The sequence below is a fragment of the Nocardia sp. CA-290969 genome (assembly GCF_050936135.1).
Classification (GTDB): Bacteria; Actinomycetota; Actinomycetes; order Mycobacteriales; family Mycobacteriaceae; genus Nocardia.
In genome coordinates this window covers 69,890-93,794 of the sequence record NZ_JBNJNJ010000001.1, presented here as the reverse complement: position 1 = coordinate 93,794, position 23,905 = coordinate 69,890, and the positions used below count along the sequence as shown (strand labels likewise).

At 64.3% G+C, this 23,905-nt stretch carries 25 protein-coding genes; 8 read left to right on the top strand and 17 right to left on the bottom strand.

What is annotated here, in order from left to right; genetic code table 11:
• Nucleotides 1-162: 162 nt before the first annotated feature.
• From ACQEVO_RS00570 to ACQEVO_RS00550, 5 genes are all read right to left on the bottom strand, one after another.
• Entirely contained in the window at nt 163-387 is a 225-nt protein-coding gene (locus ACQEVO_RS00570; protein WP_432907571.1) for a type II toxin-antitoxin system VapB family antitoxin, read from the bottom strand.
• Nucleotides 388-437: 50 nt separating this feature from the next.
• The gene (locus ACQEVO_RS00565; protein WP_432907568.1) at nt 438-1,424 is read right to left on the bottom strand and encodes a hypothetical protein; all 987 of its coding nucleotides are present in this window, start codon (nt 1,422-1,424) and stop codon (nt 438-440) included.
• Between the two features lie 261 nt (nt 1,425-1,685).
• A complete protein-coding gene (locus tag ACQEVO_RS00560; RefSeq protein ID WP_432907565.1) occupies nt 1,686-2,282 on the bottom strand; it encodes a DUF3558 family protein in 597 nt (198 codons plus the stop codon).
• 93 nt (nt 2,283-2,375) lie between these two features.
• On the bottom strand, nt 2,376-4,802 hold the full coding sequence (locus tag ACQEVO_RS00555) for a hypothetical protein (protein ID WP_432907562.1): 2,427 nt from the start codon (nt 4,800-4,802) through the stop codon (nt 2,376-2,378).
• Nucleotides 4,795-5,115 (bottom strand): hypothetical protein, encoded by a 321-nt coding sequence (locus ACQEVO_RS00550; protein ID WP_432907560.1) that lies wholly within the window; start codon nt 5,113-5,115, stop codon nt 4,795-4,797. The genes ACQEVO_RS00555 and ACQEVO_RS00550 overlap by 8 nt, the downstream gene beginning before the upstream one ends.
• Nucleotides 5,116-5,325: 210 nt before the next feature.
• Between ACQEVO_RS00550 and ACQEVO_RS00545 the strand changes: the two genes are divergently transcribed.
• Together ACQEVO_RS00545 and ACQEVO_RS00540 are read left to right on the top strand one after the other, a co-directional pair.
• Complete coding sequence (locus tag ACQEVO_RS00545) at nt 5,326-5,643, top strand: hypothetical protein (RefSeq protein WP_432907559.1); 318 nt, start codon at nt 5,326-5,328, stop codon at nt 5,641-5,643.
• A 4-nt stretch (nt 5,644-5,647) separates the two neighbouring features.
• Entirely contained in the window at nt 5,648-6,490 is an 843-nt protein-coding gene (locus ACQEVO_RS00540; RefSeq protein ID WP_432907556.1) for a hypothetical protein, read from the top strand.
• Nucleotides 6,491-6,632: 142 nt separating this feature from the next.
• On the opposite strand, the gene ACQEVO_RS00535 is transcribed toward ACQEVO_RS00540, so the two are convergent.
• From ACQEVO_RS00535 to ACQEVO_RS00505, 7 genes are all read right to left on the bottom strand, one after another.
• A complete protein-coding gene (locus tag ACQEVO_RS00535) occupies nt 6,633-6,830 on the bottom strand; it encodes a DUF397 domain-containing protein (RefSeq protein ID WP_432907553.1) in 198 nt (65 codons plus the stop codon).
• Nucleotides 6,831-6,834: 4 nt separating this feature from the next.
• Nucleotides 6,835-7,695: a helix-turn-helix domain-containing protein gene (locus ACQEVO_RS00530; protein ID WP_432907550.1), complete on the bottom strand. Its 861-nt coding sequence runs from the start codon at nt 7,693-7,695 to the stop codon at nt 6,835-6,837.
• A 312-nt stretch (nt 7,696-8,007) separates the two neighbouring features.
• Nucleotides 8,008-8,733 (bottom strand): ESX secretion-associated protein EspG, encoded by a 726-nt coding sequence (locus ACQEVO_RS00525; RefSeq protein WP_432907547.1) that lies wholly within the window; start codon nt 8,731-8,733, stop codon nt 8,008-8,010.
• Entirely contained in the window at nt 8,730-10,073 is a 1,344-nt protein-coding gene (locus ACQEVO_RS00520) for a hypothetical protein (RefSeq protein ID WP_432907544.1), read from the bottom strand. The genes ACQEVO_RS00525 and ACQEVO_RS00520 overlap by 4 nt, the downstream gene beginning before the upstream one ends.
• Nucleotides 10,074-10,076: 3 nt before the next feature.
• Nucleotides 10,077-10,709 (bottom strand): DUF3558 domain-containing protein, encoded by a 633-nt coding sequence (locus ACQEVO_RS00515; RefSeq protein WP_432907542.1) that lies wholly within the window; start codon nt 10,707-10,709, stop codon nt 10,077-10,079.
• The gene (locus ACQEVO_RS00510; RefSeq protein ID WP_432907539.1) at nt 10,706-11,074 is read right to left on the bottom strand and encodes a hypothetical protein; all 369 of its coding nucleotides are present in this window, start codon (nt 11,072-11,074) and stop codon (nt 10,706-10,708) included. The genes ACQEVO_RS00515 and ACQEVO_RS00510 overlap by 4 nt, the downstream gene beginning before the upstream one ends.
• A 383-nt stretch (nt 11,075-11,457) precedes the next feature.
• Complete coding sequence (locus ACQEVO_RS00505; RefSeq protein ID WP_432907537.1) at nt 11,458-12,654, bottom strand: Fic family protein; 1,197 nt, start codon at nt 12,652-12,654, stop codon at nt 11,458-11,460.
• Between the two features lie 306 nt (nt 12,655-12,960).
• Between ACQEVO_RS00505 and adh the strand changes: the two genes are divergently transcribed.
• Nucleotides 12,961-14,478 carry an aldehyde dehydrogenase gene (gene adh / locus ACQEVO_RS00500; RefSeq protein WP_432907534.1) on the top strand — a complete coding sequence of 506 codons (1,518 nt, stop codon included), beginning with the start codon at nt 12,961-12,963 and terminating at the stop codon, nt 14,476-14,478.
• The gene (locus tag ACQEVO_RS00495; RefSeq protein ID WP_432907531.1) at nt 14,478-14,879 is read left to right on the top strand and encodes a DUF779 domain-containing protein; all 402 of its coding nucleotides are present in this window, start codon (nt 14,478-14,480) and stop codon (nt 14,877-14,879) included. The genes adh and ACQEVO_RS00495 overlap by 1 nt, the downstream gene beginning before the upstream one ends.
• Before the next feature lie 5 nt (nt 14,880-14,884).
• On the opposite strand, the gene ACQEVO_RS00490 is transcribed toward ACQEVO_RS00495, so the two are convergent.
• The gene (locus tag ACQEVO_RS00490; protein WP_432907528.1) at nt 14,885-15,157 is read right to left on the bottom strand and encodes a hypothetical protein; all 273 of its coding nucleotides are present in this window, start codon (nt 15,155-15,157) and stop codon (nt 14,885-14,887) included.
• 105 nt (nt 15,158-15,262) lie between these two features.
• Between ACQEVO_RS00490 and ACQEVO_RS00485 the strand changes: the two genes are divergently transcribed.
• The gene (locus tag ACQEVO_RS00485) at nt 15,263-15,646 is read left to right on the top strand and encodes a DUF488 domain-containing protein (protein ID WP_432907525.1); all 384 of its coding nucleotides are present in this window, start codon (nt 15,263-15,265) and stop codon (nt 15,644-15,646) included.
• A gap of 459 nt (nt 15,647-16,105) precedes the next feature.
• Nucleotides 16,106-17,455, top strand: coding sequence for a PhoH family protein (locus tag ACQEVO_RS00480; RefSeq protein WP_432907522.1), 1,350 nt, complete (start codon nt 16,106-16,108; stop codon nt 17,453-17,455).
• Between the two features lie 180 nt (nt 17,456-17,635).
• On the opposite strand, the gene ACQEVO_RS00475 is transcribed toward ACQEVO_RS00480, so the two are convergent.
• From ACQEVO_RS00475 to ACQEVO_RS00465, 3 genes are all read right to left on the bottom strand, one after another.
• On the bottom strand, nt 17,636-18,049 hold the full coding sequence (locus ACQEVO_RS00475; protein ID WP_432907519.1) for a limonene-1,2-epoxide hydrolase family protein: 414 nt from the start codon (nt 18,047-18,049) through the stop codon (nt 17,636-17,638).
• A gap of 86 nt (nt 18,050-18,135) precedes the next feature.
• Nucleotides 18,136-19,431, bottom strand: a complete 1,296-nt coding sequence (glyA, locus tag ACQEVO_RS00470) for a serine hydroxymethyltransferase (protein WP_432907516.1) — start codon at nt 19,429-19,431, stop codon at nt 18,136-18,138.
• An 89-nt stretch (nt 19,432-19,520) separates the two neighbouring features.
• The gene (locus tag ACQEVO_RS00465; RefSeq protein WP_432907513.1) at nt 19,521-20,711 is read right to left on the bottom strand and encodes a DUF885 domain-containing protein; all 1,191 of its coding nucleotides are present in this window, start codon (nt 20,709-20,711) and stop codon (nt 19,521-19,523) included.
• A 266-nt stretch (nt 20,712-20,977) separates the two neighbouring features.
• Between ACQEVO_RS00465 and coaA the strand changes: the two genes are divergently transcribed.
• Nucleotides 20,978-21,910, top strand: a complete 933-nt coding sequence (coaA, locus tag ACQEVO_RS00460; RefSeq protein ID WP_432907511.1) for a type I pantothenate kinase — start codon at nt 20,978-20,980, stop codon at nt 21,908-21,910.
• Between the two features lie 7 nt (nt 21,911-21,917).
• Here coaA and ACQEVO_RS00455 read toward each other — a convergent pair whose 3' ends face one another.
• Nucleotides 21,918-22,730, bottom strand: a complete 813-nt coding sequence (locus ACQEVO_RS00455; protein WP_432907509.1) for an isoprenyl transferase — start codon at nt 22,728-22,730, stop codon at nt 21,918-21,920.
• Between the two features lie 466 nt (nt 22,731-23,196).
• Between ACQEVO_RS00455 and trhA the strand changes: the two genes are divergently transcribed.
• A complete protein-coding gene (gene trhA, locus ACQEVO_RS00450) occupies nt 23,197-23,883 on the top strand; it encodes a PAQR family membrane homeostasis protein TrhA (RefSeq protein WP_432922183.1) in 687 nt (228 codons plus the stop codon).
• The last annotated feature ends 22 nt before the right edge of the window (nt 23,884-23,905 follow it).

Sequence of the window (23,905 nt, the reverse complement as noted above, 5' to 3'; positions counted from 1 at the left end):
AGCATGTTGGTGATGTATCAGAAGTACCAACATCAAGAATACTCGGATACGTACCCCGAACAAACCCGTTGAGCCGGTCGAACGCCTCGCGAACCGATTTGTTGACGCTGGATGCGGGAGCTGCGCGGTGGCCGGCCAGATGCAGGACACGGACTGCCGAGGTCACCGCACTGACTGTCCGTAACCTTCCCCAGCGATCTCATACTCGGATAGACCGGATAGGAATGGTTCGTGGTCAGCGAACCATGCGATGGCGTCATGCTGCTGTTGCTGACGGACGAGCAATCGCAGCGCAGTACACACGGTCTCGGTCTTGGTAGCCCCGCCGGTGATCTTCCTGGCCTGCTCCATCAGCTCGTCCGGAATGTCGATCAGAGTCTTCACCATGAACCCTCCCATGGATATACATGTTCTTTCGACAGTAGATCCCCAGCGGTTCAGCGCCACCCATTCGGCGGCGTCGAATGTTCGGACAGCGAAGACCGCTTCAGGAGCGACCGCGGTGCAGATCGCGTGGAGTCGCGGCGGGCGTTCGCGCAACTACTGGAGTTGCCTCGGTGCCGTGGATAGGGGATGCCCGACAACGCGGCCGCCGATGCGGCGATCTCCACCATCGACCTGTCGTACATACCGTCCATGAGGACCAGTGGCGAGAGGTAGGTCTTCTTGTTGATCTTCCCGAGCAAAACCTGCCAGCTCGAGAGTTGGCGCAGGTAGATCTGGTCGTCGTGGAGCAGGAAGGCGAGCACGTGCCTACGGTCGCCGGCCGTCGCCCGGAGGAGGACGATCCTGATCTCACGTACCGCCTCCCAGCCGATCCGAACTCCGTCCTTCGGCGAGTGCAAACCGTCGGCGTCGAGGATGGTGGGGCGTCCCGGAATCGACCAGGACAGCAAATGGCCGAGATACGCGATCACCAGAACGGCCGGAACGACGGCCAGCGCAGCGATCGCGGGCACCGGCACCGAGTACGCCAGTCCGACAGCAACCGGTATGGCAACGAGCCCGAGAAAGGGCGCCATCATTCGCAGGACGCCGCGAGTCCGAACCCTTATCTCCAGCCTCCCCGGCGGCCCGGGCATCACGGGCATCACCGGCACTCGCGGCGCCCCGTTGCTGACGTTCAACAGGCGGATCAGCGCGGCCTTACGGCGAACCTCGTAAACCAAGTAGCCGAGCCACATCGCAATCACAACGAGCCCGGTAGCCGCCATCGACAGCACGTCCAGCACCACCAACAACCCCAGCGGCAGTCCCACACCCAGGCCGATGAGGATGCCGACCAGAAAGTTCCGGGGCTGCGAGCGGCCGAGCCTCTGCTCCGCATACGCCCGCCCGATCCGGTCGGTCTCGAGATCGCCGACCGGCCGTCCCTCCAGTAGTGCCTTCCGGACAGAAGGGTCCAGATCGCGCCAGATATTCATGTTCCCTCGTTCAGACGGCCTAAATCTCAGCCGATCCGTACAAGGCACTGCCCGCCCTCAGATCTGAAAAGCCCCCCTGTCGCATTGACCCGCAATGCGCTCCGAGCCTGATCCATTACACGGACCGACTGCGTCTTGTCGCGTAGAGCGGACCGTATGGCGACGGAGTGGACGGCGCCAGGGTAACAGCATCCTGTGCGCCGGCCAGGCTAACCGAGCAGTCCGGGTCGCAGCATCGCGATCCAGTTTCCGGAGTACTAGCTATTCAAGCGGGGGAAGCAGAACCGCTATTTCCGTCGCTAATTCAGTGAGAACCGAGCATGGGTCACCTTCGTTTTCCCATAGTTCAGGACCCCAGCCGTTCAGGTTCAGATTCAAAGATCCGCCATGCATTTCCAACTGCATCACACATTGACTACCCGGAAGCGGGTTGGCATCGCTGGCATCTTCTGGACGCGTTATAGCAGCCTTGCGGCCACCGATTTCCAGTGTTGTGAAGTCAGCACGGAGCCATGGTGGATCCTGGCCGACGATCTGTATCGAAAGGAGAATTCTGAGGTAGCGCTCGTACGAAATCTTGTATTCACACCCAACAGTATCGGGAGGGTTTTCTGCCGAGGTATATTCCGGCCCGAGTCTGGATTGCAGCTTCACATCGTGCTGCTCGACGAATTCCCCGGAAAGGTCAGCGCACGGGTCGAAGCCTGTCGGGAGCGTACGAGGCGCTACCGGCACCGGTGCACGCCCCTCGGTCGACGTGCCGCATCCTGCTGCCAGTAGCAAAAGCGCGACAATTGCAATCCGTTTCCATCCGATTCCGGACTCGTACCGAAGTGAACTCGATTTCAACCAAGACATTTCTGACCCACCTGCCGCCCCGGCCGCAGAAATCGAGCTGCCATGGAATCAAACTCCATCGCTGACTCATGAGCCGATCTCGATTGACGCATCTCAGCCAGCAGCCTTTCCGGTTACCTGCTGTTCCGTATCACCCGGTTCCAGCGCAAGGCCGCTACTCAGAACACCACCATACTGGACAGAATATCCGGTGAGGAATTCTTGAAGGCCCAATTGCGCAAAGTAGGCGTTGACTGCCCTATTGGCGGTCTCGTCCGTTAGAGTTGATACGTCGACCGGTTCACCGTTAGCACCGACAAATGGAACTTGCGTTCCGTCTGGGGCGGTGCCATATTCGGGTAGTTTTCCTTGTTCGTGAAGTATTTGGAATAGCTGCTGCTCTATTTCCGTCCGAGCTTGGGCATTAACGGTCGCCAGGTTCGGGTAGGTAACGCCGACCGGTGGTGGTTCAGGGTTCCATTTCGCCATCGCCGCATCGAACCCTTGATCTTTGATAACACCCACGACTTCGTTGGCCACGAGGCCGGCCGGTGTTTTACCCGGCACTTCGACCATATCGAGCGTCAAAGACTTCACGACTTCGGCTACTTGCTGTCTGTTCTGCCAGGCGGCTTGCTGTGCGGCTTCTTTATCGTCCGCGGTCGCTTCGTCCGCGGCCGTGAGACCGTTGGTAATGGCAACCGTGTACCGGCCATCCAGACTTGCCAGGTGTTCCGCGTTCTGGTCGAGCCATGCCTTCGGGTTCTGCGGATTCTCCAGTAGAGCTTGTGTAAGCATCTCGGTCTGATACCCCTGCCTACTTGCTTCGAGGATGAAGCGCCCTTCCTCCGATTGACTGGCAAGGGCGAGCAAGTGATTAGCGTCGGTGACGCTCAGAACTGGACCGCGCGGCCCCAAGACCGATTCTGTGGCATTCGGGTTGAGATGCGACTCGATATTCGTACCCATTACGTGGGCAAGCGTTTCTGAAAGCTTGGGGTTGGTGTTGAACGCCTTCACATAGTCTTCGTATACCCCTTCTTTAAGGGGTCTGTTTCCCGATACCGAGTCATCGTCAGGGTTGCTTTCGGGAGCGAAATAGTTCGGGAGGTCCACCAGAACCTGGCGAGCCCGATCCCCTTCGGGACCTTCCTTCTGAGTGTCCTCGGCGACCCAACCCAACAGGTTCGATGCTGCGTCGCCATCATCGGCCCATTCGTGCCCGAAAACTTCCTTGCGGAATTCTTCGGGATCGAAAGGTTGTGGTTTCTCGCCCAGTCCGGGGTCGGTGGCCGGCGGCATATCGTTTCCGGTGAGTAGCGAATAGCTGACGTCTTCGTTGCGGGTGGCGACACCGAGCATGGCCTGTGCGCCGGTCTCCATGGCTTCTTTGTCGCCGTCCATGAAGCCGGGTGGCATCGTGCCACCCATATTCGCTTTGACATTGTCCAGGTAGGCGGCCATATCCTGGGATTGCCGTCCCATTTCGACGCCGAGTTGATGGCCGGGTTCCATACCGGGGCTCGACTGGCCGAGAAGTTCACCGAGGGCGCTCACCTCCCGGTAGTGCTCGCCGACTGCCATCGGGCCGTCCAGGTTGTTCTCGGTGGGCCTGGTTGCCAGGAGCTGCTGGACATCGGGGGGTAAATTCTGGAACGCGCCTTTGCTGCCGGTATTGGTGCCGACCTTCTCGTTGGAGACTGCAAGCAGGGCGTTGGCGAGGCCATCGCGCTGGGTGGCGGCGGTGACGTCCCCTGCGCGTTCCTTGTTGAGAAGATGTTCGTTGAGACCGAGGATGCCGTCTTTGCCGGCCTCGTTGAAGAACGCCTTGTAATAATCCTGGGTGCTCGCCGGGAGTGTGCTCACCTCTTCGCCGCGGGCGAGCGCATCCAGTTCGAACTGCGTGAGAACCGGTTGCGGCATCTGACCCAAGATCTCATCGATAGCCTGCTGGTCGCCGGCCTTTACCGCCTGGGCCAGGGCAGTACCGTCGTCCTTACCGAAGCGCGCCGCCTGAGTATCGGCGGCAGCGACATCGAGACCCGAGCCCAGCAGGTCACCCGCGGAACGGATCTCCACCGCCTGCTCGGAGATATTCTTGGCCGCCTGGCTTACCGCATTCTCGAACGCCCAGAACGCACTGTTGATCAGGTCCTGATGGGCCTTGCGGGTTTCCGCGTCGACGTTCTCGTAGTCCATAACCTTCCACGCGTCGTCGACTGTCATGCCGAGCCCTTGGGCATCGGCCACCTTGCCCTGAACTACTCGAAGGTGCGATTCGACCGAACCGATCTCCTGGTTGGCGACCGCAACCAGTTCATCGATTTCGAGGGCGAGTTTGCGGACCTGATCGTGGTCTTGAGCGACGCGATCGTATGCCGCGTTGTAGGCCACCCCGGACCAAGATGTACCGAGTTCCTGGAAGTGCTTGACTGTGCCGTCCGCCTCCGCCATGAGGCTGTTGCGCGACTCGGCCAGTGTGGTCACCCATGCGCGGACGGTCTCGAAATTCCAGTTGGCGACTGTCGAACGCTTAAGCACTTTGCACATCCATGGCGGACAACTTGCCGGAGAACTCGGTATCCGTGGTTTCCATCGAGTCCGCACACTGGCTACACGTCGTGGCGACCAGCCGGAAGCGATCCGCAGCCCGCAGGTATGCGCCCTCCACGAACTCCGCCGCCTGTTCCAATGCCTGTGAAATACCGGAAACGGCGGCCTCACCGGGTGATTCCGGCAGGGCAGCCGGAAGCTCTTTGGCCTTTGTGCGTACGTCGATGGCATCGATGCGGTCACCGGCCCCACGGAGCTTTCCCGCCAATGCGTGGATCTGGTCTATATCGGCCTGAAGCACCCTCTGCCCCCATGTTTCTCGAACGAGCCGTTGGCGCGAATCGTAGCAATCGGGCAGCGCGCCGGACCGGCACGGAACGCCTTCCGGCGCGATTCGGCGTGCAAGCACACCAAGCGTTCACCAGCAGTTCATTCTTATTTTCCGACTGCAGCGGCTACCGGCGCCCACCGCAGACAGTCCTGTCTGCCATGCGCCCGGGTAGACTACGACGTGGGCGGCGAGCAACTCGGGGTCGAGCACTTGGCAGTTGTATCGGGCGCGGCGGGCTTCGGTGCATCCGTTGCCGCGGGTGCTGCCACGGGAGCGATCATCGGCAGCGTCTTTCCGGGGGTTGGTAACGTTGCCGGCGCCGCAGTGGGGACAGTCGTCGGCGCCGGCGCTGGGCTTTTCACTTCTGGTGCTGTCGATGCTCTGTACCAGGATGGTCTCAGCGTAAGCAGTGCGATCAACGGAGGTATCGATGCGTTCGAGGCTACGGGCGATGCCATCGGTGGTGGGGTGTCGAAGGCGTGGAATGCGCTCTTCTGACCGAATGATGATTCCTACCGCTTGGCGGACCTCGGGTCGCTATGTCGGAACGATACTGCTGTCGGCTGTCTTCTTGGCCGGGTTGGCGGCCATGTGCTTCGTGCTGGCAACGGCCGGCTGGCGGAGCGCCGACGAGTTCGGCCATGCCGCCTCGAAATACGTGGCTCTACTGGGTATCGCGATGCTCGTCCTCGCGGTCGCGGGAATCGCGGGGCTTATCGCGCGAACACGTAGCACCAGCAGGATCCGACTGGACTCGGTGGACGGCACAGGCGCCACCGCCATTCCCGGAACGATTCCAGCCTTCGCTTTGTACCAATTGATGTGCTTCTGTTTCGCGGTGCTGCTGCTCGGAGCGAGTCTCGAAATCGCGGTATCGGGGCGGTCGATTCTCTGGATTCCTGCGCTCGTGTTGTTCTGCATGGGATTATTCCTCGCGTTCACACCAGGTCTCGCTCTGGCCGGTCGGATTCGCAGGGCAAGTCTCGTGCTCACGCCACAGCAGATCGTCTACGAGGGCTGGAGTTCCCGGACGAGTCTGCCGTGGTCGGACGTGACCGGTGTGCTTGCTGCGTCGATGGAGAACACCCCGTTGATATGCGTTATCGGCTGGGATGGAGCTGCGCGTAATCACCTGCGCACGCCGTCCATCCGATTCGGCAGCAATTCGTATCGGTTCTGGAAACTGGAAGTTCAGGCGCCGGACGGAGCGGTCGTCCTCGAATGTCCTCGTCTCGCCGCCGATCCCCACCGGTTATTCCGATTCCTGACCTTTTACGCCCACACTCCCGAGGCTCGGATGGAACTCGGAACCCCAGCGGCACTCAACCGCTGGGCCACCGTTTAGCCGACCGCAGGATTCAATTCCACCCGCCCGGTGATCTTCGTGATCGTCCAGCGGTGGACTTTCGTGTCCGGCGGGTGGCGCTCGACCTCCTATTGCTGGATCGACCCTTACGCGGTAGGCGTACGCCGTGCCAGCCCTGGTATTACACGGAGCCCCAGCCTGTCAGTCCCGCGAGGAAACCGTCCCATTCTTTTGGACCGAAGACCAGGGCCGGGCCAGCGGCGTTCTTGGAATCGCGCACACCGACCAGCCCGTCACCCAGGAAGGCGACCTCCACGCAGTTGCCCTGCCCTTGGCTCTTGCTACTCTTGAACCACTGGGCAGCGGTTAGTTCACTCATGGACTCACTCCTTCAATGCCTCCAGCACCAGCTCGGCAGAGACCTCCTCCGAATATGCCGCCCGCCGCAGCCTTTCCCTTATCCGGGCGTACTCGGCGACCTTTGACTCATGATCGAGGTAGATCCGGCCGAAGCATCCTTCCACATAGACTACCGGCGCCTGCCGTAGCCGTGATATCGGCAAGGGAGGCAGGTCGAACAGCACGAACGGCCCGGTGACCACACCGACCTGATCCTTCGCATTTCTGCCCACAACCCGCAGGGCGACATTCGGTCGGCGAGAAGCCTCGAGCAGATGCGACAACTGATCCGCGAGAACAGCCGCACCTCCAACGACTGTGGTCAGTACGGATTCAGCGATCAGCCCTTCGAAGTGGAGGTCCGTCTTGCTCAACAGCTCTTGCCGTCGCATGACGACATCCAAACTCGCCTCGACCTCAGGTGTCGGCATCTCCGGGTACTCCGCCCAGAGCAAGGCACGACGGTACTCCCTGGTTTGCAGCAAGCCGGGAACGATGCAGGTCTCCCACGAAAAGATCTGTGTTGCAGTTTCTTCCAAGGCGATAAAGTCGCGAAAATCGCCTGGTACTGCACTTTTCGACAACCACCAGGCACCATCGTAGCCAGCGGATTTCCTGATCGTTTGCGCCAGGTCGAGTACCAGCAGCCGCTCTTCATCGGTACTGGAGAACGCATTGCACAGCGCGTTCATCGCCAGATCAGTGATCTTTGTTTTGAGGCCGTCCTCCAATCGGCCGTAGGACTGCGGCGATATCTCTGCGACGCGCGCCGCACCGGACTGTGATATTCCCTCCCGCAGGCGCATCTTGCGCAGCTGGCGCCCCAAAGCACGACGGGGAAGCATGGACCCACTACTCACAATAGTTACCCTCGCTAACCGGATTGTCTCGATATGGAAGGTGCCGTGGTGGAAAGTCGGCTGTTCCACGGCATTTGCTCGGTTCAGAACGGGCGCGACCGCGAATCCGTCCTATCTACTGGAGATACGCCCAGCGAGGAGGTCCAGCACCGTCCATGTGCCCCCGTCGGATCCTGCTCCGGGCGTATGCCAAGACTAACCCGAGGAGTGAAAGATGTTGCAAGATGGCACTTCTGCGCCAGCAACGGGCCGCACACCGGACACAGGCGACCTGGTGCGCCGAAACGGGAACGACAGCTACTGCGCGGGCTCGGCCCAGTGTGGGCCGATCAAGCGGGTGAGTGCATGTTTGAATTCGTCGTGCGAAACCGGTTCGAGGTGAAAGTCCTGGTATCGGTGCTGGTATACATAGCGGCCGTCGTCGGCGACATCGAACCAGCTGAGGTAGCGAGGCTGCGGCGGCTGCGGGTCGCGGAGGCGATGGCACGCCTGCAGGAAACCCGAGCCCACCCGCGGCGCCTTCAGCAGTCGGCGCATCCGATCCGCGGGTTGCGGTTTACCACCGTTCCAGACCTCGTAGGTGTCGCGCATCCGGTCGATACTCTCCACCAGCGGTGGGTGGGTGCCCTTGGGCAGTTCACCGAGAATCTGCAGGAAAATCCGCGGAACGATGGCCGGCGACCCGATCTGGACGACGAACTTGCCGTCGAAATCCGTTTCGGTACCGGGGAACTGCACGACGGTCACACCGACGCTACCCGAGAAGGCTCCGTACGATCGGATCCGGCGCCGCCGGCTACCGGAGAGAGCAAGTGTCGCCTGGGGTTCCGCCGCTACCCGCAGCGCGACCGTGAGGTCCGGGTCGGCACCGCGCGGATACGTCGTCTCGATCCGCGCGGCCAATCGGTAGAACTCGTCCTCCCAACGCACCGACGAACGCAATTCGAGGGGAAACGGGTAGCGATCCTTACCCGTCTCTTTCCAGACGTGCATGAACTCGTCCGGGGTGAATTCCCATTTCACCAGCGTTCTCCGCGGTGATCGGCCGGCTGCGCGGCGGGGGCGTCGCCGCCCAGCACGCCGTCCAGCAATTGGGGCGGCGCGCCGAACAACTCTTCTTCCCGATCATGGATCAGGTAGTCGGGCACCTTGTGCTCGTCGTCGTCCTCACCGCGCCGCGCACCTGCGCCGGGCCCCATCATCCCGGGCATACCCGACATCGCCCTGTTGGTTCCCGCAGCAGTCGACGCCGCCGGAACACCGGACGGACTGTTCGGCGCACCGCCGGGCGAGCCCGGAACGGTTTTTCCGGGCGTCGGGCTCTGCGGAGTACCGCCGGGCATCCCGGGCGTACCCGCGGGCGCCCCGGGCGAACCGGGCGTAGTGGTCGACGGCGAAGTGCGCTGGGGATCACCGGCGGGACTGCCCGGCGTAGTGCCCGGCTGCTGCGAGGTCGGGGTCTCGTTGGTACCGGCCGTTGTCGTCCGTGGCTCTTCGGTTCCGGGCGTTTGCTGCCCTGGCTCTTCGGTCTCGTTCTCCCCTGGAGTCTCACCACCCGGTGCCTGCGTACCGGGACCGGGCGTGGTCCCGCCGGGACCACTGCTGGTAACGCCGTTCGGGACGGCAGGGCCGGGCTGGTCACCCGGCGCCTGCACCGGGACAAATGCCGGCACCCCCTCGCCCGCGGGCTGATAGGTCGGCTTGTACGCCATATTCATCACTTCGACAGCGACCAGCCGTTGATCTTCCTTGTACGCGGCGAAAGCCGCCGCGGCCGCCGGATCGGTCGCGGCGACGACGGTTTCCGCGACCTTCGCCGGATCGACCACGCCGGTGGTCACGGCGGGATTGCCTCCTCCCGGCGCCTGAGTCGGCGGCGGTGGAACGGATTTCTTCACCACCTCGGCGCCGTAGGCGGCGGCATGGATTCGCATACCCACGGCATTGATGACCTCTTGCACATCGGTGGCCTGGTCGAAGAAGGTTCGCGAGGCCTGATTCGCCGCGTCCGCGAATTCACCTGCCATACCGTCGGAGAGCTCGCGCTGAATGGACAGCAAATGACCTAACAGGGCACCGCCCAGCGAGTCGGCGATGGACTGGTAGTTTTCCGCCACAGCATGCATGACACCGGGCAACATCTCGCTGACCTTCGCGTGGATTTCCTCATGCGAAAGCCCTTCGAAAAGCTCCATCCGAGTGATGTAGGCGGGATCCTGCCCACCGTGAGAAACCTGGGAACCGAAATATTGAGCGCCGCTCAGGCTCTCCTGGCCTGACAGCCGATCCTCCACGGACTCGGGGGCGATACCCAGCGCAGGGCCGAACATTCCGAACGGCGAGCCGGGGGTTCCATCACTCATCGTTCAGTTCTCCGCCCCGATTTCCGGTTCCAAAGCCGTCGCGATCTCGACAGCTCCGTCGCAACGTTGTAGTCCGGCCTCCTGCCCTTCATGGGTTCGCGAAGAGCTGAACATGACGAGCCCCGCTTCGGTGCGAACATGAACACTGCACACACTTTCCAGCGCCGGATCCTGCACGAGAAGCGCTTCGCGGCCGTTCACAGTCATCGCCTCGCTGTGCCCGCCGTTCTTCTGCAGGTCCTCTTCCCACGTCACGTTGCCCGAGTTCACCGACAGGTCTCGGAGATTGCCCTCGAAATCACAGGTCAAGAACGTGTACTCCGCGACAATGTCTTGCCCTCGGCGGCGAGTAGTCGGATCTAGGCCTGCCTTCTCGACAGCCGCGTCACTGATCCAGGTGCAGGGATCGAACACTACTTCCGGTCGCCCCCTGGTTGTGTACTCGTTCTGCTGCTCCGGCGGCTGCAACCGGGATTCGGTCAGGGTCGTCCGCGACGAACTCGTTTGAGCCGATTCCTGCTGCGTCGATTCAGCCGCGCCCGTCCCACTCGGCTCCGTAGTGGTCGAACATGCCACCAGGCTTCCGAGAACGCCCGTCGCAGCAATCACCACCACGCCCAGCTTCCAAGGATTCATTCCCCAGCCTCTCCTGCAACAGTCAGCGCGCGGCTGTTCATCGCATCTGCTTCCTCGAACGCGCCACCGGCATGCAGGTAAGCGGCAGCCATACGTAACGCGGCTTCCTTGATCCCCAGAAGCGCTTCGGTCGCCGAAGCCCCTTTCTCTACGAACTTTCCCTGGAGCTCCTGTGCCGAGTCGAATCCCCCGAAGCCTGAGAGTTCCTGCAGACGTTTGGAGTTCGTGATCTGTTTGTCCAGGCAGGTGTCCACCAACCTGGTGTACACCGCCGCGCACCGTTCCGCCGCTCCCCGCTCCATTCGGAACGTCCCCGCTACCGCCTGCTGATACAGCCCGTTCGCGGTTTCCTGCCCCACATCCATAGCGCTCGGCCCACCCTTCGTAAAACTGCACTCACCCTACTGGACGCATCTCGGCACATCCTGGTTCCCTCGGCTGCCCTGCTGGACTCGATCGCCCCGGCTCCTCAGGCTCACCGCACGGCCGCCGAAACCTTCGACTACCCACCCGCAGCCACTATCCGCGGCAGCCGATGCCAGGTCCGGCAAGACCACCCGTCAGCGCTCGCCGCACCGCCGAGCCAAGATTTCCGGCCACCCAGCGGAAGCCCACTGCCGCGCCAAATCAGTGACCGGTCCTCCATCAGAACCCCGTCCACCCCACACCCGGCGGGGCGGCGTGACGAGTTGCCTCACCACCGAGGAGCTCGTCTTGGTGCGATAGCTCTGCCGCACGCAGCAATGGTTCAGGTGGCGGCCTTTTTGATCCGCGCGCCGAGTGCGTCCAGTTCGTCGAGGACGAGACCGGCGCCCCATACTTGTTCCCTCTTCCGGTTCGTCAGGGGGCGCAGCACTCCCGCCTCGTGCAGCCGATCGATGGCAGCGTAGGCACTGCTCGTGCTGAGCTGGAGCCGGTCCGAGACGTCTTCTGCGGTGATGACGGGCATGGCGATCAACGACGCCATGATCTTGGCGGCCGCGCTGTGGCTGCGTACCGGACCGGTCAACTCGCGCCACTGTTCTGGGATGCCGGCTAGATGACGCGCGGTCCTGCGGGATTGGGAAGCAGCTATACGTGAACCGGCTGTGAACGAGTGCATCAGCGGCTCCGGATCGCCCCTGCGGTAGGCGGACAGATCGTCGAAGTAGCGGTCCCGGTGGGCTACAAGTGCCGAGGCCAACGGGACCACAACGGTGTTCGTCACAGCTCGCCGCCGGAGCACACTGTTGATGAGCGCTCGACCGATACGGCCGTTGCCATCGGTGAACGGGTGGATGGATTCGAACTGGGCATGGGCGATCGCGGCTTGAGCCAGTGCGGGGATGTCGTCCCGGTTGGCGTACCGGATGAGATCTTGGAGGTATTCGTCGACGGTTTCCGGCGGCGGAGGAACGTACAGGGCGTCGCGCGGCGAGTACTTGCTGCCGCCGATCCAGTTCTGCATGTCGCGAACGCGTCCGGCGTAGTCGCCGTCCGTCGGGTCGTCCCGCATGAGTTCGCGGTGGGCTGCCGTCAGGTCGGCCAGTTCGATTCTCCGGGTGGTGGTGACCTTGGTCAGAAGTACGTCGGTGGCGGTCGTCGCGGCGACCATCAATGTGGCCGACGGGTTGGCTTTCACGCCGTGCAGGGCTCGCGCATAGTCGTCGACCGCGGCGTCGATCTCCTCGATCCGAGACGAGGCGACGCACTCGGTGCGCAGCAGTAGGGTCCCGAGGGCGCCGAGCACTGCGGGATGCTCGGCGTCGAGTGCGGTGATTTCCTGCAACGCCGCTTCCATCTCGGTGGAGAGGCGCGAGGACAGTCGAACGTCGGAGCCTGCAATGAACGGGGGCAGGCTGACCTTCACCTCCCGCATTGTCCGATCGTCGCGGGTCCCGCCCCTGAACTGCTGGTGCCACGGGACCACCTGGCGCTCGTGCGGGGGCCAGCCTGCGTCTGCCATAGCTCCTCCGAAACTCGGAACAAGACGGTTCTTATTCCGAGTTTCATCCTAAACTCGGAATAGTGAGTGGACTAATCCGACTTACCGAGGCACGGGCGGCCGCATTCCGAGTAGGTCGGTTGATCGGCGAGATGACCGGGACGCGGTAGCGGGCGCCGGCGTCGCGGCGCCAACCGATGGCGGATGACCCGACCTCCCATTACGGGAGAACCCCGTGCACCCATCGCCCAGGAGCGGCATAGTGAGTTACATCACCCTGCAATCCAGGTGTGTATTACTGCGCCCGCATCGAACGAGGAGCTCGTCATGACCTACGCCAAGCCCGGTGCCGACGGCAGCATCGTCAGCTATGCGAATCGGTACGACAATTTCATCGGTGGTGAGTGGACGGCGCCTGTCGAGGGGAAGTACTTCGACAATCCGTCCCCGGTCGACGGCGAAACCTTCTGTGAAGTGGCGCGGTCCACCGCGCCCGATGTCGAGCTGGCGTTGGATGCCGCGCATGCCGCCGCCGACGGCTGGGGCGCAACCTCCACCACTGAGCGCGCGAATATTCTCAACAAGATCGCCGACCGGATCGAGGAGAATCTGGAGGCGCTGGCCGTCGCGGAGACCTGGGAGAACGGGAAACCGGTCCGCGAGACCAAGGCGGCCGATCTGCCGCTAGCGGTCGATCATTTCCGGTATTTCGCGGGGGCGATCCGGGCGCAGGAGGGCGGGATAAGTGAGATCGACGCCGATACGGTTGCCTATCACTTCCACGAGCCGCTGGGGGTGGTCGGGCAGATCATTCCGTGGAATTTCCCGATCCTGATGGCCACCTGGAAACTGGCGCCCGCGCTGGCGGCGGGTAACGCGGTGGTACTGAAACCGGCCGAGCAGACTCCGGCGTCGATCATGAAAGTGGTCGAGCTGATCGCGGATCTGCTGCCGCCGGGGGTGCTGAACGTGGTGAACGGGTTCGGGGTGGAAACCGGGAAACCGCTGGCGTCGAGCCCGCGGGTGGCGAAGGTGGCGTTCACCGGGGAGACCACCACCGGGCGGTTGATCATGCAGTACGCCAGCGAGAACATCATCCCGGTGACGCTGGAGCTGGGCGGGAAGAGCCCGAATATCTTCCTGCCCGATGTCACCGCGGCCGATGACGATTTCCTGGACAAGGCTGTCGAGGGTTTCGTGATGTTCGCGCTGAACCAGGGCGAGGTGTGCACCTGCCCGTCGCGGGCGCTGATCCATTCCTCGATCTACGACGAATTCATGGCCCGCTGCCTGGAGCGGACAAAAGCGATCGTCAGCGGCGACCCGCTCGACGACGCCACCATGATCGGCGCGCAGGCCAGTAACGACCAGTTCGAGAAGATCATGTCCTATATCGATATCGGCAAGAAGGAGGGCGCCGAAATCCTGACCGGCGGCGGCCCGCGGTCGGTGGCCGGGTACCCGAACGGTTACTACGTGGAGCCCACAATCTTCAAGGGCAGCAACGATATGCGGATCTTCCAGGAGGAGATCTTCGGCCCGGTCGTCTCGGTCACGACTTTCGATTCCACCGAGGAAGCGCTGAAACTCGCCAACGACACCCTCTACGGCCTGGGCGCCGGCGTATGGACCCGCGACGCCAACACCGCCTACCGCCTCGGCCGCGGTATCAAGGCGGGACGGGTCTGGACGAACTGCTATCACGCCTACCCCGCGCACGCGGCGTTCGGCGGCTACAAGAAATCGGGTATCGGGCGGGAGAACCACGCCCAGATGCTGGACCACTACCAGCAGACCAAGAACCTGCTGGTGAGCTACTCACCGCAGAAGCTCGGATTCTTCTGATGCCGGACCCGAACCGGGTGGAACTCACCGCGGCCGCCGCCGATCTGCTGCACACACTGATCGAGCGGCACGGCCCGGTGATGTTCCACCAGTCCGGCGGCTGCTGCGACGGCAGCGCGCCCATGTGTTACCCGCGCGGCGAGTTCCGGGTCGGTGGGCAGGACGTGCTGCTCGGGCATGTCGATACGGACACCCCGTTCTGGATGAGCGCCGACCAGTACGAGTACTGGAAACACACTCATCTGACGGTCGATGTGGTGCCGGGCCGCGGTAGCGGTTTCTCCTTGGAAGCGCCCGAGGGGCTGCGTTTCCTGATCCGCTCCCGCCTGCTGACCGACGAGGAATTCCTGCGGCTCGAAGCGGCGCCCGCGCCGAAGACGGGCGTCGATATCGACGACTGAGCCCGTCAGGAATGCTTGCGCAGGTAGTCCAGATAGAAGCCGCGCAACGCCTCGGCGAGGTCGCCGTCACCGGCGTGGATGTAATCGTCGAGCATGGGCACCACCCATTTGATATCGGCTTCGCTCTCCCCGGCCCGGCCCGCCGTGGCCTCTGCGGCGGGTATCCGGGTGAGCAGCTGCCAGAGGAAACGGATATCACCGTGCCGTACCGCGAGCTTGACCGCACGGTCGTGCAGTTCCTTCGACGAGAGACTTTCCAACTCCTCGTTCGTGCTCATACCGCCGACTCTAATCGCGCGCGGGGGGCGCCGTCCGCCTTTCCGGGCGCGGCGGCCGTCACCGCGTGGCGCCTGCCGGACCGCCCGCCCGCATGATGCGATGGCGTGGTGACCGACGACTTCACCATCCCCAGCGGATTCCAGGTCAAACGGGCATACGAGGCACCGGAGCCGGACGACGGTTATCGAGTACTGGCCGACCGGATGTGGCCCCGCGGCGTGACCAAGGAAGCGGCCCATATCGATGAATGGGCCAAGGAGATCACGCCGTCGACCGAGCTGCGCCGCTGGTTCCACGAAGACCCGGAAGGCCGTCGCGACGAATTCGCGGACCGCTACCGCGAAGAGCTGGCCGTCACGGCGTCCCGGGTAACACTAGTACGGCTGCGTGGGCTGGCGCGGACCAAACCGCCGGTCACACTCGTTACCGCGGTCAAAGATCCGGGCAGAAGCCATATCCCCGTGCTGATGCAGGCGCTGGGCGAATAGCCGTCACCCAGGAGCTCGCGGGAGCAATCCCCGCGCATGGCCGGCGCCGGTCGCGCCACGGGACCCCGATCGAGCGACCGGTGTCGATCGAGGCGAACACGGAGCGAACCCGGCCCTCGGCCAACCTGCGACGGCGATACCCGATCAATATCGGTCCGAACCGTCGAATACCGCGTTCTACCTGCGAAAACAGTGTGTTCACAGGGTGCGTTCACACCGAATTCATCAAACCCTCCCGCATTTCTTCGAGCGCGAAGGGCCTGGTACGGGGTAGCTTCGAGATGGCGGGTCGCGCGTTGCGGCTCGCTCGGGAGGTCCTGACCGTGACTGAGAAACTCAGTACGAGGGGGCCGGCACCCGGTCCTCGTGGCCGCTGACGCACTGCGCCAGCCGTCATCCGGACCTACCGGCCCAGCGAGACTGTCTGTGTGGGTGCCGCGCAGACCATAGGAGCCTACCGTGACTGATAATCGCTCCGTATCCGCCCCCTCGGCGACTTCTCGCTCCATTCAGAAAGGTTTGAAGACCTTCGTCATCGACACCTCCGTGCTGTTGTCCGACCCCTGGGCCGTGACCCGGTTCGGCGAACATCACGTGGTGTTACCGCTGGTCGTGATCAGCGAACTCGAAGGTAAACGGCACCACCACGAACTCGGCTGGTTCGCCCGTGAAGCCCTGCGCATGCTCGACGATCTGCGCCTGGCACACGGCCGGCTGGACGAACCGCTGCCGATCGGCACCGACGGCGGCACGATCCAGGTGGAACTGAACCACACCGATCCCACGGTGTTACCGGTCGGCTTCCGCACCGAGAGCAATGATTCCCGCATCCTGGCCTGCGCGCTGAACCTCGCGGCGGACGGCCGGCACGTGGTGCTGGTATCCAAGGACATCCCGATGCGGGTGAAGGCCAGCGCGGTAGGTCTGCGCGCGGAGGAATATCACGCACAGGACGTGGTGACCTCCGGCTGGTCGGGCATGGTCGAGATCGATACCGCCTCCGAAATCGTCGACCAGCTCTACAGCGAATCCGTGGTCGATCTCGACGAGGCCCGGGAACTGCCCTGCCACACCGGGGTTCGGCTGCTCGGCAACAGTTCGAGCGCCCTCGGCCGGGTGACCGCGGACAAACGGGTACAGCTGGTGCGCGAACGCGAGGCGTTCGGGCTGCACGGCCGGTCCGCGGAACAGCGGGTCGCGCTGGATCTGCTGCTCGACGAAAGCGTCGGGATCGTCTCGCTCGGTGGCCGCGCGGGCACCGGCAAATCGGCGCTGGCGCTCACCGCCGGTCTGGAAGCGGTGCTGGAGAAGCGCACTCAGCGCAAGGTCGTGGTGTTCCGGCCCCTGTACGCGGTAGGCGGGCAGGAACTCGGCTATCTTCCCGGTACCGAGCACGAGAAAATGGGCCCGTGGGCGCAGGCCGTTTTCGACACCCTGGACGGGCTGGCCAGTCGCGAGGTGATGGAGGAGGTCCTCAGCCGCGATATGCTCGAAGTCCTTCCGCTGACCCATATCCGCGGCCGGTCGCTGCACGATTCGTTCGTGATCGTGGACGAAGCCCAATCGCTGGAACGCAATGTGCTGCTCACCGTCCTCAGCCGGTTGGGTAGCGGTTCCCGGGTGGTGCTCACCCACGATGTGGCGCAACGCGACAACCTACGCGTCGGCCGGCACGACGGGGTCGCGGCGGTGATCGAGAAATTGAAGGGGCATCCGTTGTTCGCCCATATCACGCTGACCCGCAGCGAACGCTCGCCGATCGCGGCGCTGGTCACCGAGATGCTGGAGGAATACGCGCCCAACGCGTGAGTGCCGAAGCCGGCCGGTGCCTTCCCTGACCGTGGACGGCGCACGGGAGAGCACCGGCCGGCCCGGCGAAAAACCACCTGACCAGGCCGTTCGAGGGTTGCCCACGAGGCGCCCTCGAACGGCCGACCTCAGCGTCGGGCATCCGCCGCGGAAGCCACCCGGCGAGCGGAGCGGCCGGGTTCAGCGGCCGAGCAGCGCCTTGCCGATGCCCACCGCGGTACCCCGCAGGAAGTTCTCCCAGCTGAAGTGGTCGTGCCACAGGATGATCCGGCCGTCCACGAGTTCGAAGGTGCCCATCACCCAGAACTCGATGGTCACGGGCCCGAAACGCAGGAAATCGGTGCGATCGGTGAGCACGATCGCACCGTCGGCGGCGATATGGTGCATGGTCGCGGAGAACCCGAAGTTGTCCCGGTCCAGCCCGCGCAGCAGCTTCCCGACCCGCCGCGCACCCCGCACATCCGGTAGCGAGGTGTTCTTCCAGACGATATCGGGATGCACCAGCTCCAGCGCTTCGTCGATCGCGCCGATCTCCATGGCGTTGAAGAACTCGCGGACCGTGGTGACGGCATCCTGGTTCAACTCGGTATCCATCACCCGAGCCTAGGTCGTTGCGGCCCGCGTGCCTACCCCACCGGCTCGGACGTCGTATGCCCGAGCCGGTTCGGTGCGCGACGTCCTCAGCCGAGGAGGTTCCAGTCCTCCAGGTCCTGGTACAGCGGGAAATCCTGGGCCAGTTTCGTCACCCGGGCGCGCAGGGCGTCGAGGTCGGCGTTGCCGGCGAGGGCGGTGCCGATGATATCGGCGACCTCGGTGAACTCGGTATCGCCGAAGCCGCGGGTGGCCAGGGCGGCGGTGCCGATGCGCAGGCCGGAGGTGACCATCGGCGGGCGGGGGTCGAACGGGACGGCGTTGCGGTTCACGGTGATACCGATTTCGTGCAGCAGATCCTCACCCTGCTGGCCGTCGATATCGGAGTTGCGCAGGTCGACGAGCACCAGGTGCACATCGGTGCCGCCGGTGAGCACGCTGACCCCGTTACCCGCGACATCAGCGCCGGTGAGCCGTTCGGCGAGGATCTTCGCGCCGGAGATCGTGCGCTGCTGCCGTTCGGCGAACTCCGGGGTGCCCGCGATCTTGAAGGCGACCGCTTTGGCGGCGATGACATGCATGAGCGGGCCACCCTGCTGGCCCGGGAACACGGAGCTGTTCAGCTTCTTGGCGTAGTCCTGCTTCGCCAGGATCAGGCCGGACCGCGGCCCGCCGAGGGTCTTGTGCACGGTGGAGGAGACGACATCGGCGTACGGGACGGGCGAAGGGTGCAGCCCGGCCGCGACCAGCCCGGCGAAATGCGCCATATCCACCCACAGGTAGGCGCCGACCTCGTCGGCGATCTCCCGGAACGCCGCGAAATCCTGGTGCCGCGGATACGCCGACCAGCCGGCCACGATCACTTTCGGCCGCGATTCGCGCGCGATCGCCCGGACGTTGTCCATATCCACGCGGTGATCCTCTTTGGACACACCGTAGGAGTGGACGTCGTACAGCTTGCCGGAGAAGTTCAGCCGCATACCGTGCGTGAGGTGGCCGCCGTGGGCGAGATCGAGGCCGAGCAGCCGGTCGCCCGGGTCCAGCAGCGACATGAGCACCGCGGCGTTGGCCTGCGCGCCCGAATGCGGCTGCACATTGGCGAAATCGGCGCCGAACAGGGCCTTCGCGCGCTCGCGGGCCAGATTCTCCACCACATCCACATGCTCACAACCGCCGTAATAGCGGCGACCGGGGTAACCCTCGGCGTACTTGTTGGTGAGCACACTGCCCTGCGCCTGCAGCACCGCGCGCGGCACGAAATTCTCCGACGCGATCATCTCCAGGGTGTCGCGCTCACGGGCGAGCTCACCCGCCATCGCGGCGGCGAGCTCCGGATCGAGCTCACCGAGAGATTGGGTATTGACAGAGGCGGTCGTCTGCGTCACGGCGCCAGTCTATGTTCCTGGTGCCGCCTCCGGCGTCCCGGGGTAGGACGCCCGAAATTCGCACGCAACCACGGCGGCACGCCGCTACTTCACCGGAGGGCAGACGGGATAAGGGGCTCGTCCAGCAACCGGCGGAACCGGTCGGCCCGCTCATCCGCGTCCGCAGCGCGGTCCAGCCAGCCGCCGAGCAGTTTGTAGCCCTCGACGTACGTGCTGATGTAGGCCCGCCACAGCGGAGACGACAGGAAACGCAGCGACTGGCGGGCCCGGTCGGGTGTGGTCAGCGACCAGCGTTCCAGGAAACCGGCCACCTCGTCGGCGTCCTTGCCCTGATCGTGCAGCATGAGCGCCGCGTCCTGGCGTACGCCGAGCAGCTGCGCCGACGCCTCGGACAGCCGTTCAGCGCGTTCGCCGTCGAAACGCAGACCCAGATCCGCGTAGATCTCCTGCGCCCATTTCCCCCAGCCCGGGCCGATGATCGACTGCAACGCCAGATCGGCGAGGCCTTCGGCCATCAGGCATTGCGGGGTATTCACCAGGAAGATCGTCTGCTCGCCGTGTCCGGCGGCGACCAGCCCGGCTTCCTTGCGGCAGTGTTCGGTGTGATGCCCGGGGTAGGCCTCGTGCGCGATGAGCTTCGGCAGTACCGCCATGTGCTGGGGCAGATCGGAGTTGATCGCGACCTTCGAGCGGTAGTTGCCCAGGTAGTAGTTGAAACCCGACCACGGTTTGTCACCGACCACCTCGTAGGTGACGTGTTCGTGGTCGGGCAGCGGGTAGCGCGCACGCACCAGTTCGCGCAGCGCCCCGGAGAACGCGTGCACGCAGTCCTCGAGCCGCTCGGGCGGGATCTCGTCGGCTTTGCGGTGGGCAGCCATCCGTTCCGCGAGTGGACCCGTACCCTCCAGCACCTGGTCGATCTTCTGGTGCGCCTCCTGGTATTCGGCCGGGTCGCCGGGCGCGATATCCACGTCGAAATATCTGCTGACCTCGTCTACGAAGCCGATCTCCTCCCCCGCGAATTTGCGCGCCGAGCATTCCAGTGCGCGCAGGTGCGCGTCTAGGAACGCGGTGCGCCGGGGACCCAATCCGGCGGCCAGGAGTTCGGCACGTAACCGGGTCGCGGTACGGGCCAGTTCCCGCGGTTCGGGCCGGGGCGCGTTCTCGACGTCGCGGCGCAACTGCGGAGCGCCGGTGTAGGCGTCGACGAATCCCTCTTCGAGCCGGTCGAATGCCAATCCGAGCCGCAGGTATTCCGTTACCAGAGGATGGGCTTGCATCTCTCCGACGATAGCCGCGAACGAGGTCGTGCGCGGGCCCGCCCGGCGCACGCCCGGCTACCGGTTCGGATAGCCCCGGAACGCTGTGGTTATACCGACTCGTAATGGACCCCCTCGTCGGTGTGCTCGTACCGGAGGGGCAGAATTCAGCCATGAGGGCACAGCCAGAGCGCCGGACCGACCGCAGTCGAGGTCACCGTGAGCACGGCATTTCACGGGTACGGCACCGCGGATACGAGTGTCCGGCAGAGTGGAGCGCTGAGTAGATGGCCAAGGCGAGCGAGCCCAGTCCGTATGTGGAATTCGACCGGAAGCAATGGCGCGAACTACGCAAATCGACTCCGCTGGTGCTCACCGAAGAGGAACTGATCGGGCTGCGCGGCCTGGGCGAGCAGATCGACCTGGAGGAGGTCGCGGAGGTCTATCTGCCGCTCGCGCGACTCATCCACCTGCAGGTTGCCGCGAAACAGCGGCTGTTCGCCGCGACCGCCACCTTCCTCGGGGAAGCGCACCCGGACAAACAGGTGCCGTTCGTGATCGGGGTGGCCGGCAGTGTGGCCGTCGGCAAATCCACCACCGCCCGCGTCCTGCAGGCGCTACTGGCTCGGTGGGATCACCATCCGCGGGTCGATCTGGTGACCACCGACGGATTCCTCTATCCCACCGCCGAACTCACCCGCCGCGGCATCATGCATCGCAAGGGTTTCCCGGAAAGCTATGACCGGCGCAAACTGCTGCGTTTCGTCACCGAGGTCAAATCGGGTGCCGAAGAAGTGTGCGCGCCGGTGTATTCGCATATCTCCTACGACATCGTGCCGGGCGAATTCCATTGCGTCCGCCAGCCCGACATCCTGATCGTCGAAGGCCTGAACGTTTTACAGACCGGCCCGCGCCTGATGGTGTCGGATCTGTTCGATTTCTCGATCTACGTGGATGCCCGGCTCGAGGATATCGAGAACTGGTATGTGCGGCGGTTCCTGAGCCTGCGCGCCACCGGTTTCGCCGACCCGAAAGCCCATTTCCACCACTACGCGAAGTTCTCCGACGCCGAGGCGACCGCCGCGGCGAAGGATATCTGGCATTCCACCAACCGTCCCAATCTGGTGGACAATATTCTGCCCACGCGTCCGCGCGCGACCCTGGTGCTGCGCAAGGATTCCGACCACAGCATCAACCGCCTGCGGCTGCGGAAGCTGTAGCGCTCGATCAGGTCCCGTAGCGCCGGTGGCGGGCGGCGTAGTCGCGCAGCGCACGCAGGAAATCGACGCGCCGGAATTCGGGCCAGTAGACCTCGGTGAACCAGATCTCGGAATAGGCGCTCTGCCAGAGCAGGAAACCGGAGAGGCGCTGTTCGCCGGAGGTGCGGATCACCAGGTCGGGGTCGGGCTGGCCGGAGGTGTAGAGGTGCTGGCCGATGGCATTGACCGTGATCGACTGGACCAGGTCTTCGCCCGTTTCGCCGGCGGCGATCTCCTGCCGGACCAGCTGGCGAACCGCGTCGGCGATCTCCTGGCGGCCGCCGTAGCCGATGGCGACGTTGACGTGGGTTCCGGTACGTTCGCGAGTGCGTTCGGTGGCGGTGCGCATCCGTTTGGCGACGAGGTCGGGCAGGCCGTCGAGGGCACCGACGATGCGGACCCGCCAGTTCTGCTCGGGGGCGGCCAGCTCCTCGACGACATCGGTGATGACCTCGAACAGGGTTTCCAGCTCTTCCTGACCGCGGCGCAGATTCTCGGTGGAGAGCAGATACACGGTGACCAGTTCGATGCCTTCGGCTTCACACCAACTGACCAATTCCGCGACTTTGAGGGCACCGACGCGGTGCCCATGGGTGATATCGGTGAACCCGTTCTCCCGGGCCCAGCGGCGGTTGCCGTCACACACCACCGCGACGTGGCGCGGATGCTGTTTACCCGCAAGCTGCTTGGCCAGACGGGCCTCGTAGATGCGATAAGGAAAGCCCCGCAGCCGACTCGGAAATTCCACGACGACCAACAGTACGCCTGTTCCCGCAGTCATCCGCACTTGCCGCCGGACGTGTGCCCGGCCACAGCCGCCCGCGTTCGCGACGAAACCGGTACAGTAACAACAAGTGCAACCTACGCTGTCGTAGGTTACCCGCGAGTCAAGGACTGCTCGGCGGTCCAGGGTGGCGAACCACCGAGGCCCTGCGTGAACAGCAGTCCGAGCCGGCGCCGTGGCGACGTCGCCGTGCCCAGCCGATCCAGGAGGTTCCGTGTTCGACTCGGCAGATCCGAGACCCGGCGACAACAAGCCGTCGAAGCCGCGCGCCGGCGGGCCGCGCGAAACCACCGGCAACCGCCGGGCGGCCACGCCCACCGAGAACACGAGTTCCGCGTCCGCCCGGAGTGAACCGCCGATTCCCGGCGACAGCCGGCCGCCCGGTTCCGGCCGCAGCGGGCAGTTCACGCCCGCCGGGGACCTCGGCCGCACCTTCGTCGAGGACCACCCAGGGGAACCCCGCATCGATCCCGAAGATCCGGTACCCAACCCCGCCGAATCGCTGGTCGCGCTGGTCAAGCCGCGGATGCGCGGCTGGATCCACACCTGGGCGGCCGCCGTCGCGGCAGTGGCGGTGATCGCGCTGGTCGCCGCCGCCACCACCGTTTCGACGACCGCCGTGGTCGCGACCGCGGTATACGGCCTCACCATCTGCGCCCTGTTCGGGATCAGCGCCGTCTACCACCGGATCACCTGGACCACCGTGCGCGCCCGGGTCCGGATGAAACGCGCCGACCATTCGATGATCTTCCTCTTCATCGCCGGCACCTACACCCCGTTCGCCCTGCTCGGACTGCCCGACCCGACCGGTTCGATACTGCTGGCGGTCGTGTGGTCGGGTGCGCTGGCCGGGGTCGCGCTGAAAGTGCTGTGGCCGCATGCCCCGCGCTGGGTGGGGGTACCGCTGTATCTGCTGCTCGGCTGGGCGGTCGTGCCGGTAGGCGGCGACCTCTACCGATCGGTGGGCCTGCCCGCGGTGCTGCTACTGGTGGCGGGCGGTCTTGCCTACAGCATCGGCGCGGTGCTCTACGCCACCAAATGGCCGAACCCGTGGCCCACCACCTTCGGCCACCACGAGTTCTTCCACGCCGCGACCGTGCTCGCGGCGCTGTGCCACTACGTGGCGATCTGGCTGGTGCTGCTGGATTGACCGGCCGCCGCCGTGCGCCGGT